At 38.9% G+C, this 15820-nt stretch carries 10 protein-coding genes and 1 pseudogene; 6 read left to right on the top strand and 5 right to left on the bottom strand.

From position 1 onward, the window contains the following. The first annotated feature begins 16 nt into the window (after positions 1 to 16). Positions 17 to 547 carry a type IV pilin-like G/H family protein gene (locus UYK_RS0122160; protein ID WP_009456945.1) on the top strand — a complete coding sequence of 177 codons (531 nt, stop codon included), beginning with the start codon at positions 17 to 19 and terminating at the stop codon, positions 545 to 547. 155 nt (positions 548 to 702) lie between these two features. Beyond that, positions 703 to 2925, top strand: coding sequence for an O-linked N-acetylglucosamine transferase, SPINDLY family protein (locus UYK_RS0122155; RefSeq protein ID WP_009456946.1), 2223 nt, complete (start codon positions 703 to 705; stop codon positions 2923 to 2925). A gap of 566 nt (positions 2926 to 3491) precedes the next feature. On the opposite strand, the gene UYK_RS0122150 is transcribed toward UYK_RS0122155, so the two are convergent. The 4 genes and pseudogenes from UYK_RS0122150 to UYK_RS25425 all read right to left on the bottom strand — a co-directional run. Further along, positions 3492 to 7226 carry a class I SAM-dependent methyltransferase gene (locus UYK_RS0122150; protein WP_009456947.1) on the bottom strand — a complete coding sequence of 1245 codons (3735 nt, stop codon included), beginning with the start codon at positions 7224 to 7226 and terminating at the stop codon, positions 3492 to 3494. Between the two features lie 20 nt (positions 7227 to 7246). Continuing rightward, positions 7247 to 7654: a tetratricopeptide repeat protein gene (locus UYK_RS0122145; RefSeq protein WP_009456948.1), complete on the bottom strand. Its 408-nt coding sequence runs from the start codon at positions 7652 to 7654 to the stop codon at positions 7247 to 7249. A gap of 190 nt (positions 7655 to 7844) precedes the next feature. Then, positions 7845 to 11774 carry a hypothetical protein gene (locus UYK_RS0122140; RefSeq protein ID WP_016872182.1) on the bottom strand — a complete coding sequence of 1310 codons (3930 nt, stop codon included), beginning with the start codon at positions 11772 to 11774 and terminating at the stop codon, positions 7845 to 7847. A gap of 181 nt (positions 11775 to 11955) precedes the next feature. Continuing rightward, a pseudogene (locus UYK_RS25425) lies at positions 11956 to 12237 on the bottom strand (YsnF/AvaK domain-containing protein); the annotation flags it as partial. 74 nt (positions 12238 to 12311) lie between these two features. Between UYK_RS25425 and tmk the strand changes: the two are divergent. The 4 genes from tmk (at position 12312) to UYK_RS0122115 (ending at position 15314) form a co-directional block, all read left to right on the top strand. After that, positions 12312 to 12962, top strand: a complete 651-nt coding sequence (gene tmk, locus UYK_RS0122130) for a dTMP kinase (protein WP_009456951.1) — start codon at positions 12312 to 12314, stop codon at positions 12960 to 12962. A gap of 559 nt (positions 12963 to 13521) precedes the next feature. Continuing rightward, entirely contained in the window at positions 13522 to 13836 is a 315-nt protein-coding gene (locus UYK_RS0122125) for a response regulator (protein ID WP_071588140.1), read from the top strand. Between the two features lie 128 nt (positions 13837 to 13964). After that, positions 13965 to 14186, top strand: coding sequence for a hypothetical protein (locus UYK_RS0122120; protein WP_009456953.1), 222 nt, complete (start codon positions 13965 to 13967; stop codon positions 14184 to 14186). A gap of 144 nt (positions 14187 to 14330) precedes the next feature. Further along, entirely contained in the window at positions 14331 to 15314 is a 984-nt protein-coding gene (locus UYK_RS0122115) for a YegS/Rv2252/BmrU family lipid kinase (RefSeq protein WP_009456954.1), read from the top strand. A 148-nt stretch (positions 15315 to 15462) separates the two neighbouring features. Here UYK_RS0122115 and UYK_RS24475 read toward each other — a convergent pair. After that, the coding region (locus UYK_RS24475; RefSeq protein WP_016872178.1) for a tetratricopeptide repeat protein at positions 15463 to 15820 on the bottom strand (358 nt) is incomplete at its 5' end.

Genomic DNA, 15820 nt, shown 5'->3' with positions numbered 1-15820 from the left:
CTTTAAGGAGAAACCAATGCTCAAGCCAGAACTGCAAGCCAAATTCCTCCAGCACCTCAACAATCGTAAGAAAAAGAATGACGAAGGTTTTACACTTATTGAACTGTTAGTGGTAGTAATTATTATCGGTGTATTAGCGGCTATTGCTCTGCCTTCGTTACTAGGTCAGGTGAACAAAGCGAAGCAATCGGAAGCCCGGAACTACGTAGGTACAGTGAACCGTTCTCAACAAGCCTACTTCCTAGAATACCAAAAGTTTGCTACCAACCTCTCCGAATTGCAAGTAGGAATCAAAAGCCAATCTGAAAATTATAAATACCAAATTTTTGGTGGGGGAACTGCGGATGCTCAATTTAAAGGAGAAGCTACTAAAAAAGCACTGAAATCCTATTACGGATTAGTAGGTACAACTGTAGGAGATAGTGCTACCTCTGAAGCACTAACACTAGCAATAGCTTGCGAGTCGCCAGGTCCCACAACATCAGTACCGACTAATACTACATTTTCTACAGATTGTAAAGACAATTTTGTTTCTCTAGCTAGATAGACTCGTTTAAAGTATTTATCAATCTTATAAGTTTCTTTCGTTGGGTAGTGTTTTTAGACACTACCCAACTTCTGCAATTAGCTTACAGTAATATTTCTCCATAAGCAATTGCGATATCTTTTAATATTTACCTTCACCAATTGTTAAGAATTGCTATGCTCTCTTTAACTACTCCCAGTCAATGCCATCAGCGTGCAGAAAAATATTTTCTTACAGGTAATTATATTCAAGCAGCAAGTCTCTACGAAGAAGCTATTAATATAGAGCCTGATGTTAAATCCTACTATTGGTATTTAGGATTAATGTTGCTATTGCAGGGGCAAGAGGTAGAAGCTCAAACAACTTGGTTCATGGCAATGATGGATGGGGAGCCAGAACAGGTTGATGCATGGAATACAGAATTAGTCACGATTTTACAAACAGAAGCTGAACGTCAGGAATCACTGAAAGAGTATTCAATTGCTGAGAAAATTCGCCGCGTCATCAAGGAAATTTATCCTCAAGATATTCATAATCTCTTGCATCTTGTTTTGTTATCTATCAAGTTAGAAATATATACAGGGAATGATTTACAAGATTTGGGAGTAATCGAGATTCTTCAATTTGAACCTAATATACAGGTAAATTTTGAGTTATTGATGCAGGTTCTAGAAGCTACTTTAGATTATGCTCCCGCGCATCCATCAACCCTAAATTTCCTAGAAGCTTGCTTACCTTATTGTCAAGATAACACCAAAGCTTTACTAACTATTTTATTGCCAGCTGCAATAGAAATTGCATACTCCAAAAGACTACCGACAGTAGCAGCACAATTGTGTGAACTTTATTTAAAATTAAGTCCTAATAACACAGAAGTTATAGGTCAATTAGCTAGTTTTTATCAAAATTCTGGTCAATTCGACAAAGGTATAGAAACAGCAAAATTATACTATTCTTTGGTCGATGATATCGCAGATAAAGTTTTTGCTAATCGTCAGATATTACGGGGATTAATGAGTGCAGGCGGACATTGGCAAGAATCCTGTTCTGTAAATCAAAGACAAGAGTCATTAGTAGCAGAACTCATAGAAAATAATCCTACCCAACTAGATGCAGTTAGAATAGTGAGGCTATTTAATGCATTCTTTTTCAGCCCATATCTTGAAGACAATCCTAAAAAACATAGAAGTCTGCAAAACCGTTTACTACAACTTTGCCAGGCAAATATAGTGAATTATGCAAAAGAACAAGTAGAAAAATATTTTCATGGTAACTTAGGCAGAAAGAAAACAACTCGGATTAATAATAAAATTAAGTTAGGATATCTATCTCATTGTCTAAGAAGCCATTCTGTAGGTTGGCTTGCACGCTGGCTATTCCAATATCATGACAGGGAGAAATTTCAGATCCATGCTTATTTCATCAACACAAATCCCGAATTTGATCCTTTACATGAATGGTATCTTAGCAATGTCGATAAAGCATACAAATTAAGTAAAACTTTCGAGCTAGCCGAACAAATATACCAAGATGAAATTGATATATTAATCGATTTGGATAGCATCACCTTAGATATTACTTGTGAAGTTGTATCCCTAAAACCTGCACCAATTCAAGTCACTTGGTTGGGTTTCGATGCTTCTGGTAGTCCATCAATAGATTATTTTATTGCTGATCCCTACGTTTTACCAGAATCAGCCCAAGAATATTACACTGAAAAAATTTGGCGTTTACCTCAAACCTACATAGGTGTAGATGGTTTTGAAGTTAGTGTACCTACGATAACTCGTGAACAATTAGATATTCCTCATGATGCAGTCGTCTATCTCTGCGCTCAACGTGGCTTTAAAAGACATCTAGATATTACAAGACTTCAATTGCGGATTCTTAAAGAAGTTCCCAATAGCTACTTCTTAATTAAAGGTATATCTGATGAAGAATCTACTAAAGCATTCTTTGAAAAACTAGCAGAAGAAGAAGGTGTTGATACATCAAAATTCCGCTTTCTACCCATCGTAGTTGCAGAATCAGTTCACCGAGCTAACTTGGGAATTGCAGATGTAGTATTAGATACATATCCCTACAACGGAGCTACAACTACCCTAGAAACCCTATGGATGTGTATTCCTATGGTGACAAGAGTAGGTGAACAATTTGCTGCGCGTAATAGCTACACTATGATGATCAATGCTGGAATTACAGAAGGGATAGCCTGGACTGATGAAGAATATGTAGAATGGGGTGTACGCTTGGGTAAAGATGAGGCTTTACGACAACAAATTGCTTGGAAATTGAAAAAATCTAGGAAAACATCACCTCTTTGGAATGGTAAGCAGTTTACCCGTGAAATGGAAAAGGCTTACGAACAGATGTGGAAGAAATATCTAGAGGAAGAATAGACTTTTAGCAACTAACTCAGGACTTTGTTGTTTCTTCTTAATTATTGCCAATACATCAAATATTCTAATCTGAGGTAAATTCGATAGATCTCATATAGTCCAACATCCCGCCCTCAAATCAATTTAGGGCTAATAGCAAAAACCCACTTAAAGTGGGTAGCTTATTCATTCAGTCTACTTTGACTAGACTTAGGTTTCTTATCCCGCAGTTTACTTGCGGGCGATTCGATTGTTTAGTCTGATAATATTAATCGAATTCAAATTAATTCTGCAAGTCTAGAGTAAAACCAAATAAAAGGCTACTTTGCTGGGTGAATCAACTTTCTTATTTCTCTTCTTTTTCGCTTATTTTGCGCCCTTCGCGCCTTCGCGGTTTGTTATTTAACACCTCAAAGTTGTTCTGGCGAAGTACTAGATAAACTTGTAGAGGACTACCAGCAGTTATAGCCCTAATTTTAGCGTGTGTTATTCCAAGTTCCAGTAAATATTTGCACTACCTTGATGCAATTATATCAATTTTTTATATGAGGCGATCGCTTCTTGCTATCTTGCTTGATTTTACTCAACTAAAAAAACTCTTTATCTCGTGCTTGGCTAAAGCTTGCTAATTCATAAGCTGGAAGAGTATCTGCTTTTGCTTGTATTAATGCTTGTTGATTTTCATGTTCTAAAACAATTCGCCCATGAAGACGAGGTAGTAAAACTTTCCACTGAATATCAGCCAAATTTCCTACTATAGAAATTTCTAATCCATCAGTGATATCTAGATCTTCCTCCATGAGAAGATTCATGGTGACGCTGGATAAGAACAACTCTGCATCTTCAGTAGCAATATTATTAGTATCAATAAGTAAAGTTATATTGCTACTCTCAGAATGAATTGCTAGTGTCTTAATTACTTGTGCCAACTCTAAACCGATTAATTCTTCTGATTGTAACCAATCAGGAAAAATAATTAGATTCATCTGTTTTAGATTTAAAGGCAAAAGTGTGGCATCAATTAAAGCTGAACTAACAATTTCTGCCATTTTTGACCAAGAAAACTTTTTCGCTTGTTCTAAACCCGCAGCAATTAATGATTGACGAACACTAGGTTTTTGCACTTCGCAAAGTGCATCTGCTAGTCCCTGTACATCATCATCCTTAATATATATGGCTGCTTCTCCTGCTACTTCTGGAAGTGAAGCATTAGGACAAGTAATAACTGGACAACCACAGGCCATTGCCTCTATTATTGGCATTCCAAAACCTTCATATTTAGAAGGATAGACTAACGCAACTGCACCAGAATAAGCTGTTGCTAACTCCTCATCGCTCAGTTGCAACATATGTACAACACTACCTGATGTATACGTTCTAAATTCTGGTGCTAATAGACCACCACTTCCTGTGCAGACAATATCAAATCCATTGCTACTTGCTAGCAAAGAAAAAGCCTGGTAAAATAAAACACTGTTTTTATATCCATTGCCAGGGCCTACCAAAATAAAATAGGGTTTATAAATACCGTACTTTATTCTAAACCTATTAATATCCTCTGGAGTAGCGCATAAAAATACCTGATGATTAACGCCGTTTTTGGCAACCGTTACAGACTCTAATGATATTTCAGGGAAACATTTAACTAAATCTTTGGCTGTGTTTTCGGAAACAGCAATATAAGCTGTGGCATGTTGAATACCATAGTGTTTTTCTCGCCACATCGGCTGACTCAAATTCCATCCCATTAATTCGGGAATCATGTCATGTGCCATGAAAACAGAAGGCGTTGTTATCGGGGTTGTGTAATAACTGGAGATAAAAACTTCAGCACCTTCTTCATCACAAACTTGCTGTAGTATTTCTCGGTCTACATCAGTATTATCGTAGTCATAAGCTGGTACTGTACGGTATCTAATACCAGGAATTTTAGGAGCAGTATCAGCGCGGTCAAGTACAATAATATGTTTAGCAAACCCATTGTTTGACCACTCTTCTAATAATGATTTCCAAACACGTGCAATACCAGTTTGATACAGTTGAAAGAATACACCATCTACAATAATTATTGGTGATACTTTGTTGATCTGAGTAATTTCTTGCTGCACTTCATCTGGTTGTAAAAATCGCCAAATATTATTGCCACTCTCTCTTTGTGCTATTGGTATTATTCCCTTAGTATGTGCAATATCTACTTGGGTTTCATCTTGCACCCAAGGAAAATATTCCCTCAACAAAATTGGAAATTTGGTAGTTTTCTGCAAAGCGTTCCATTGAGCAACAGCACTACTGTAACCGTAGTATTGTTCTTTAAATTTTAATTGCTCTGGTGTTACATAGGCAAAATGTTGAAATACTAAACCATGCTGTTCTGTTTCGTGATGTAAAAAAGGATTTACGGCAGCTACATTTTTAAATTGACCATCTGGTAAAGTTTCGACTAGTACAGGAGGTTCATGTGCAGCCCAAATATATCCTGGCTTATATCTCCAAGTTCTTAGCCACTCTTGTTGAGGATTCTGTGCATAGCAGTTACGAGTACTAATAATTAGTTGTTCACCTACAAAATACCAACACCAATAGAAAGCGGCTGTTTTTTCAGGGTTACTAATAAATATTTCTCTAGCAGTACAAATCTGCTCTAATGTCCATAGTTCATCTACATCTATTTGCCATAGCAAACATTCTTCTTGGATATTGGCAAGTGGAGCATTTACCATTTCCCGCTTTCCATCCCAGAAAACACCTTCTAGTTGACGATAAATTGTAATGTTATCTGGGTACTGGCGCACTAATTCATCTAGATATTCCGTAGTACCATCACAACTACGCCCATTTTTATGAACTTCATCACTAATACGCCCACCGAGTTTTACACTCCAACTGGTGTCATGTTTTAAATCTGCCACACCTTCAACAATATGCCAATGCCATTTGAAAGGTAGTTGCTTGAAAATTTCAATATGGTAACGGATAAATGGTTGTCCATTTAGAACAATAGTAAAAAAGTGAATTGGCAAACCTGTTGTTAATGATGAGTTTGTAGCAGTTATTTTTTTTTGTCCACATGCGATACTTGAGGAATATTCATGGTTTACGAGAATGTATTTCGCTGTTTTATGCCATACACGTTCTGGACCAGGCCATGTATGTATAACATCATGAAATGCTATCCAACCACCATCTTTGACCAATGGAAATGATAATTCAAAATCTTTTAAAACATCTAAATACTGGTGAGAACCATCAATAAAAATAAAGTCAATATTTTTACCATCTGTTAATTCATGCCAACAACTCAACGCATCATGGGAGTAACCACGTAATGGTATAATATATTCCTCAAGTCCATTGATTTGAATATTTTGCCGCCAAATTTCAAAAAATTGTCGCTCAGAAAAATCGGAATCATTACCATCCCATGTATCAATGGCATAAATTTTTCGATTTGTTCCTATGCAAGCATAGCCCATAGCAACCGTTGAATGCCCTTTAAAGGAACCAATCTCTACTATCACAGCTTCTTCTGGAAGAGATTGTACTTTGTTAAAAAGGTATTCTTCTTGCCCAGAAATCATGAACCCTGGTATAGATTTAACAGCATCATGAATAGTTTGATAAGTAACTGGTTTAACATTTTTTTGTTTAAAAATAGCATAGCCATTACGTATTCTTTTATTACAATTAATTAAAGTGTAACTAGAATCTTCCAATAATAGTAGAAAATTTCTATAATTTTTAAATGTATTGATATCATCTAAACAAATATATTTTGCTCCATAAATTTCATTGAATTCAGCATTCCCGGTAAATTCTGAACCATCAATCAGTACTAAATCAAAATAATCAATATTGTTTTCCTGTTTGATTTTTCTAATTCCATGCTCGGATAATCCAGAACTCTTTACATACTCAATATCTTGATGTAGCCAAAAAAGCACACGTTCTAACGGATAATTTTTTAGATTGTTTTCTGTATTATTGTAAAAATCAACAACTTCTTTTTCGTTAGGAAAACTTTCTATAGGTACAGAAGATAAGTTATATACTTTTACAAAATCATCATTTTCGTATCTCTTTTTTAATTCAGTAAATCTAGTTTTTGACACTTCCATACAAAATAAGATGGGTTTGTGAGGATTGTGTCTTATTCCTGTAACAAATGCTTCTGTACTTCCTTCTCCTGAAGATGAACCGATTTCTAAAACAGTTTTGATATTTTCTTCTCTAGTAATTCTTTGAAGAATTGCATAAAATTCATCATTTTTAATTTCTGGGGGAATTAAGCGGTTCAGTTCAGAATTAGTATTTTCATTATTCATATTCATACTTATATTTTTAATTAGTTATTCTCTTGTTTGTTCTTGCTACTGACTTGTTTTTTCAACTCTTCTAAGAGGACTTTGTAATTTTGTCGTTCTGGATTCAATTTCACCAACTTTTCCAAGGGTGCGATCGCACCCTTCATATCACCTAGCTGCAACCGTATTTTCACTAACCCTTCCAATGCAGTTTGGTTTTCTGGTTCTCGCTGTAATACCAACTCGAAACCCTGGGCTTGTTGTTGTAACGAGGTATCAGCAGAAGATGTCACTGGTTTAGGGTTTTGAATAGCCTGTTGCAGTGTAGGAACTATAGCAAACACCCCAGAGCCAAAAAAAGATACAATTGACACCCAAGTCAAAATCTTTTGTCGCCGCTCTATTTTTTTACGGTGGGCGACTAGGTATTCTTCACCTGAACTAGCCATCTTCAACAGTTACTGCGGTAAATACTTAAGTACCAGCAATCCTCCTGTTAAGAGAATACCCAGTGTTTTTCAAAAACTAACATCTGAGCTAAAGATATTTCGCACAATTTTCTCTGTGTCCTCTGTGTCTCTGTGTTTTTTTAATTGAACCGCAGATAAACAGAAAACACACAGAAGAAACAGGAGTGATCTACTCCCAATCTTGAAATTTATCGCTTGTATTGCGAAGTAAAGAATTTAACTGGGCGCGATGAGTTTCAAAGTTGGCGGCGATGGAAATGAAGATGATACCCACTACTAAGCTAATAATCCATTTAAAGAATGGGTAGCGCAAGCTAAAAAGAACCAATTGATAAAAAGCGGTGATGATAAATGTGGCTGTACCAACATACAGAAAAGCCCGCACTCGCAAACCTAAGCCTGCAAAGATAGCGATCAGACTGAAGATTCCTGGTATCAGGACTGTATCTTGATGAAATAATATCGCCCACCCACAAATTAAGCCGCTACTCAGCAGTCGCCAGTAGTGACGGCTGGCTTTCATTTCTGGTTGTCTTAGTTGGGGATCAAATTGGGCAACATATAGTAGGGATAAGCCGATTACTGTCACATACCATAAACTATCATTCAAACCCAAGACAGCAAACCAGCGGAAAATAGCCCAATCAATCAACGCCACGCTGATGTAAGTGACACGGAATTGATTGCTAAATTTGCCAAGGAAAGCATAAAATCCAGCTGTTAACAGCAAAGCAATTGGATGAATTAGCAGCCTGGTTTCCCATAAAAGTATTAGTGGTATGATGTAGGCGGCTCTTTGCCAAGGTCTTTTCGACCAACCCCAAGTTTCCCAAGGTAAGATGTAGAGGAAATAGGCAACCACACAGGCGATCGCAGCATTCCAAGGTACTAACGGCCCAGCAAACCATTGTCCCACAGCCGTTTCTCGCCAAAAAACCCTCATCGCAGCTACTTCTAATAACCCCAGGTAAACCCAAATTTCATCGGGTGTCGCTACTGACGCAAAGTTACTGCTGTTTTCTCTGTGCTGTGGGCGTCTTCCCTGAAAGATGGCGTAACGAACCAAAAATATACCTGTTCCTAAACCCAAGAGGCGGTTAACTTGGATGGGTGCGGCGATCGCAACTATTAGCAAAAAACTACTCCAAGCCCAATGCAGATGGGCAATCACTTTTAATTCTTGTGGTGTCAGTCGTAAATAATTGACCAGCCAAGGGGACAATATACGATAGGCATACATGATGCTTGTGCCTAAAGCTGACATCGCAATTAAACCATCGCCCCACGCACCCCCCGAAGCTTGCAGCATTTGATAGAACAACAGTTCATAGGCAGAAATTGATATACCTAAAATTCCCAGGTAAACTAGGGGTTTAAATTCTTGCCGACGTCGCCCCACTCCAATCACAATTACAGCTACACCCAAAGAAGCCAAACCCGTCCAGTCTGTGAAGGTGTTCAATCGTAGCAGTAAGCTGAAACTTGCATAGATCAATGGAAGAATGTGAAAGCTGCTAGGCAATCTTTCTAGGCGGTGTCGCCGTTGCCACCATTCTCCAAACAACTGAGAGAATAAACCCAAGGCTATATTGGCGATCGCAATTTGAATAGTCGAACGTTCACCAAAAGCCAGCAACTCGGCAATTAATAATTCTAAACACCAACCAATGCCATAAAAGGCAGAATTTGTTGGTTGTCGCCAACTACGATAAATGATGGCTGCCAGAATAATCACATTAGCAGCTACATACAATAATCCAGGAGTTGCAACTTTTTGGTAAATCCAGACAGAGTGCAGTGTCAAACTCAATAACTCTACACCAGTTAATGCGATCGCCCATCTATCTGTGGCAACTGCATAAATATTTGCTAATTCATTACTTCTTTGTCGCAGTGCTGTGCGAGTCAACCATAAACATAAGATAGTTATTGCCCCGACTACAAACCACCCTTGTACTGATAGTTTCGGGAAACCGGGTACGCCTTCCCACAGCAAGGTGGCGATCGCACTCAGAACAAAACCAACTGTAATTACCGCATAAGCTTTGTGTCTTAAAAAACTAGTGTTTACAAACATCAAAGCCGCAGCAACTGTCAAACCGATTAATCTGGCTGTAGCTACAGGTAAAGTGAGTAACTGGGTAAGTCCCAACCCGATGACACTCAAGACAGTAGTAAAATCCCGCTTTTCTCCACCACTACGACTAGCGACACCTGTGAGAGTTAGGGGAGTAGTTAACCAAATCAGCCCCCAACTCGCATTATTGACAGCATAGTTTCTCCAGGCGAATTCAGCATTTACCCAAAATAGGTAAAAACTAATTGCAGCTAGTCCCAAACCAATATACCAAGCACTACGTTGCCACCAACCATAACCAAGACTAAATAGCCACTCGGCTACCATCACGACCAGTAAAATAGTTGCCCAGATTTCATTACTCAGATTTGGGAACACCCAATCAATGATCGAACACAGCGTCAACACTCCGGTGATATGAGTGAGAAATATTAAGGTTGGGGAGACAGGGAAGGACAAAGATGAGGGATCTGCAACAATATCTGCTTGTTCCCTTGTTCCTCTGTCGCGATACATGTACCTTTGTGTGACAATTGCTAAAGTAATTGTGGATAGAAGTAGATTTAGCGATCGCAATCCTGGGTTAACTAAGGCAATTACGGTTAACGCAGAAGCAAAACCCAATGTTAGCTTTTCGCCAAACTTAGCTATTTCTCTTCTACTAGTGCAGTACAGCTTGTCTGTCAGCAGCACCATCAAAATGACATAGGGAAATAAAGCAATACTTAGTAACGCCCAAGGATGATTGTGCGAATTGGTGAGTTGAGTTGCAGTGGCGATCGCCCTTTGCTGTAAAGCATCAGGTACTAACCGCCAGCCCAGCCAGATAGCCTGCAAACCGATTGCAAAAATAGCTACAAAGTCACGCTTGTGGTTATATAGTTGCAAACGACGAGCGCAAAACCACAAACCCAAACCACTTACACCTATTGCCTGCCAAGGATGAGATACTATCGAAACCAACCAACCGAGGAATAACAAGATACCACCGATTAGTTGCCAAGGTACAGATGGGGCTTGTAGAGACGCGCCATGGCGCGTCTCTACACCTTTCGATAGTGCCAACCAAGTTAGCAGCCAACCACAAATACCAACAGCTAACCCCAACTGCGTCACATCTAGGTGGTGAATAAAAATTCCCCTAACTAACAATACCAGTAAGGCATAAACCACAACCAAGGCAGATAAACTAATACCGTTATCTGTTTGTCGTGATCGCAAACGAGTTTGATAAGCGGTAATCAGAGTCGTTCCTACAACTGCCAGATAAAGGGCAATTAAGGGAAATATTGGTAGATTCCAGCCCCAGTGCAGATAACTTAAGCCGAGAATATTTACTAAAAATAATTTTTGATTTGCTAAATTGGCTGGAAATAGGCGACTTTTGCCGATCAAAATTGTAATCGCACTTAGACAAATAGAGGCGATCGCCACTACTATCCAGTTCACAGGATTGTGCCACAGCCCAAAGCGATCCATCGCCCAAAAATTTATTGGCACCAATAAAAGCGTGACAATTAATAATGTCTGTGCCGTCAGTCTTAAATTACTTTGCTTGGCTGTCCACAAACTCATTCCCGCAAAACTCAGGGTATAAGCAAACAAAACCCCATACTGTCCTGATGCAGGAAATCTTTCCCACTGGCTAGCTGCAAGCACTCCAGAAGACAACACTACCAGAAATACACCCAAAAACAGCAGCCAACGCACACTTAATTCTGATAGAAGTGACTGCAATATTTCTGTGGCAAAATTCGGTTTTACTGGTTCTGGTGGTGGCTGAACTTTGTTAGTAGTTACAGGTTGTACAGATGTAGATGTGACAGTTGCTTTCTCTGGTTCAGGTTGAATCTGAGATTCCAATACTACTTTGCAAACAAGGTGTTCTCGACATAATTGCCGAATTTGGGCATCAGATATCAAGCCCAAGCGCAACCACGTATCAAGTCCTTGCAGTAACTGCGGATGGTAGGATGGCAGCCTAATTTCAATTTTGAGTGGGCGGTCAAGGGGGGATGACATAAGTAGTAGCAATGCAGCTAAGATACTTAAATCATCAGTTTCTCCAACTGTATTTTCGCTCTAGCTGTGCCACTTATGTTGCTGACTGTCGTTAATTTTTATTTACTCACCTGAGTTACACCCCGCCCTGAGTACGCCTTTTGGGCGGCATATCTGCTGAGTGTGAGACTTTGACTTGAACTTACTTGTACACAATCGGACGCCCCTCGCTATCTATGTCAAGCTCTTCGCGTCGAACATTTTCTTGAGCTTGAACTGTGTCCTGTTCTACAACTTTCTTGACTCGGACTTCTTCGCGCACAACAGCTTCTTTGCGAATATCGGGTGTTTCTTCGTAAATTTCCATGCGAGCTGCTTCACCTTCACGAAAGGCCTGATCTGGACTGGTTGGTGTAGCATTAGTAGGATTTGTGCGCTCAATTACAACTCGCTCTTTTGCAACGGGAACTGCTACACGGGCTGTATTTCCAATTTTCAGGTTTGAGCAACATACCTGCTACCCTAATAAAGCACCTAGGTAAAAATCGGTTCAGCAAAATGAACGGTAAATTGATCGTATTTGAAGGGGTAGAAGGTTGCGGCAAAACAACTCAGATACAACTTTGTAGTAAGTGGTTGCAAAGCCTGGGTCTCTCTGTCGCAGTGACTCGTGAACCGGGAGGAACTCCTTTAGGCTTGCATCTGAGGCGCTTGTTACTAGAAAAGTCACTAGATCAGCCGATCGCTGATAGAACAGAGTTGTTATTATACGCTGCTGACCGATCGCAACACGTGGAAGAAGAACTCAGACCAAATCTTGCAGCCGGGAAAATAATATTATGCGATCGCTATACTGACTCCACCATTGCTTACCAAGGTTATGGTCGTGGCTTAGATATGAGCTTAATCCATAAGCTCAACAGCATTGCCACTGATGGCTTAGAAAGTGATATTACCCTATGGCTTGATCTTGATGTTGAGGTCGGATTAACCCGCAAACGTGGAACAACTATGGCGCTAGACCGCATTGAACAAGAAGCAATTGCCTTTCATCGTCGCATACAACAAGGATATGCAGAATTAGCTACAACCGAACCACACAGAATTGTACGTATAGACGCTAGTGCCAGTGTAGAGATAGTAGAAAAACAAATTCAAGACGTTTTAACTCAGAGACTTAAATTAGACTTCTTGCAAGATGATAAGTGATATCATGTCCGTTTAAAGACTTATCATATCTGTGAAGGCCGGTAATTGGTAATTGGTAATGGGTAATGGCAAAAATCAATGCCCAATGCCCAACTGCATCACAATAATATCGTAAGTAATTAGCCGGACTTGATATGATTAGCCATACTTGATATAAACTTTAATTTTTTGACAAATTATATTTGCCCATGCTTTTCTAAAGATATCAGATAGTCTCCCATCATACTGATTTCAGTATAATTGATTCGTTGTAGTTACTGCTACAGTATGATTTAACAATATTCCCTATTCTACTCATCATATAGATAGATGCGTAGTTTTGATTTTGACGATATTATTTGAGCTTAGCTAGTAAATATAAAATTTAAATTTCACGTAAACATTGAATATTCTTTCATTAATTAAAAGCATTTTTATGCTTTTATACATAAAAAGTAAATTATTTAAATAACGAGATTTTCGAAATAGTAAAATCAGAAATATTTGGACATATTAATGATATCAAATGAATTTCATACACTTAATGGTTTACAGATACTTTTAGTAGAGAACTTTTGTACTGCAAGACGCTGGAGGAGGCGTAATAGTAGTAACAGCAATTAGTGAAGCACTCTTAGCACTCGAATATATGAAACCAAGTATCTTGATCAGTAGCATTAATTTACCAGATGGAAATGGCTGCTCGTTAATCCAGAAGGTTCGCTCCCGTGAGCAAGAACTCGGTGGATTTATTCCAGCTATTGCCGTAACAGGTTACTTGAGAGATGATGAAGATATCCTCGTACTCAATGCAGGTTTTCAGACGCACCTAACCAAACCTATTGATCCCGATAGATTAGTAAAAGTAGTTGCCAGTCTATCTGATAAAAAATAATTATTACAATAATGAATCTACTTACTTAAACCAAAATTAAGACAATGAAGCTTTGCAGCTATTTTGAAGAACTCTTATGATCGGGATGCATAAATTTGAGAATCGTAGTGTGGATGGAAATTGGGGTAATGCTAAAATCTCGACAACCGTTGGTTACACAAAAAGTCATAGTTCTGCATCCAGCATATGTAGCGGGAAAGCTTGGAGTAGTTTGTGGTGAAGAATTACTTTCAAATGGTCGCCCAACAGGACGCTGGCTAATTCAAGTAGATTGTACTTCAGAGCGTATCATAGTATCATTGCCCCGGGATGAATTTGAATTACTTAATCAAGATGCAGAACAAGTTTAGGTTGTATTTGGTCTAATTCAAAACTTGGAACTTCTAATCTTTCGATTCATTACTCAAAATCCTATCGTAAGGGGGAAGTTTTAATTTTACAGATATGTTAAGAATTGATTTGATAACTTTGCGAACTATATTATTTTTAAGTACATGAAACGTTCAGCCTGCCTCATTTTTAATCCAGTAGCAGGTCAGGGCGACTCAGAGCAAGAGTTGGCACAAATTCGAGCTATCTTAGAGCCAGAAATCGACCTGGATATTCACTTCACAACAGAAGAAATCTCTGCCGATCAACTAGCACACGATGCAGTGCAAAGAGGAGTAGATGCTATCATTGCTTCTGGAGGAGATGGCACTCTCTCGGCAGCAGCGGCGGCTGTAGTAGGTAGTGATATTCCATTTGGCATCATTTCTCGTGGAACAGCAAACGCCTTTGCCACAGCCTTAGGCATACCAGACACAATTGAAGGTGCTTGCAAAACAATTTTGCAAGGTGGGACGCGGATTGTAGATACTGCCACTTGCAATGGTTATCCAATGGTACTGCTGACAGGTATTGGCTTTGAAGCAGAAACCGTAGAAAAAGCAGACCGGGAATCGAAAAATCGTTTTGGTTTCTTGGCTTATATCATAGCTGGATTTAAACAATTAAGTGAATTACAGTCATTTGATGTAGAAATTGAAACTGAAGATAAGGTAATTTCAACTTGTGCAGCAGCAGTAACAGTAGCAAATGCTGCACCTGCTACATCCGTTTTAGCCCAAGGGCCAGCAGGACTCATTGTAGATGACGGATTGCTGGATTTAACTATAGTAGCTCCGGCTAACAGAGCAGCTGCGATCGCGGCTACATTTCACTTATTTCAGACAGCTTCTACGGGTAGTCCAGCAGAAAGAAATGACATTGGATATCTACGAGCTAAAAAATTTAAAATTACAACCGAGCCACCTCAAAAAGTTGTTGTTGATGGTGAAGTTCTAGGAAAAACTCCAGTAGAAATTGAGTGCATACCAACAAGTCTAAAAGTTTTTGTACCCCTAGCGCAAGAGGAACTTCCTCCTCCAGAAAAGTTAGAGGGATTACCTAACTTAAACATTCAGGTCAAACAAACCAATGAAAGCTTTGACTCTTAAGAAGGTAGTCCCGATGAAAAAATTTCACCGCCATGCATGAAAATGTGGTAGCTTCCACTCAAGGCTGAGACAACGAGGTTTTTGACAAACAACGACCTGAAAGTGTCAAGAAACTCTTGGAGAAGCTGGGTTATTCCCTTTGCTTTAATCATCTACTACATTTACCTTTCGCTTCTTCTGCTGCTTGGTAGTCTGGTTTGAGTTTGAGGGCTGCTTCTAAAGCAACAATTCCGTCTGAAAATTGGGACAACTGACAATGAGTCTGTCCCATGTAATACAAAGTTTCTGCTTTTTGAGTATCTGTCAAAGGAGATTCATTTAGCATCTGCTGAAATTGAGCGATCGCTTGTTTATATTGCTTTAAACCTTGAAGTGCTAAACCCCGACCCCGCAAAGCAGTAAAATATTGTGGATCGTTCATTAAAGCTTGATCAAAAGCTGCAAGAGCTTCTTTATATTGTTTTTTTTGCCATAGCACCTTACCTTTGTGGCTATATGCAATTGCT

This window comes from Fischerella thermalis PCC 7521 (genome assembly GCF_000317225.1).
Taxonomy (GTDB): domain Bacteria; phylum Cyanobacteriota; class Cyanobacteriia; order Cyanobacteriales; family Nostocaceae; genus Fischerella; species Fischerella thermalis.
The sequence above is the reverse complement of the archived record's forward strand: the minus strand, read 5'-3'. Positions and strand labels throughout refer to the sequence as shown.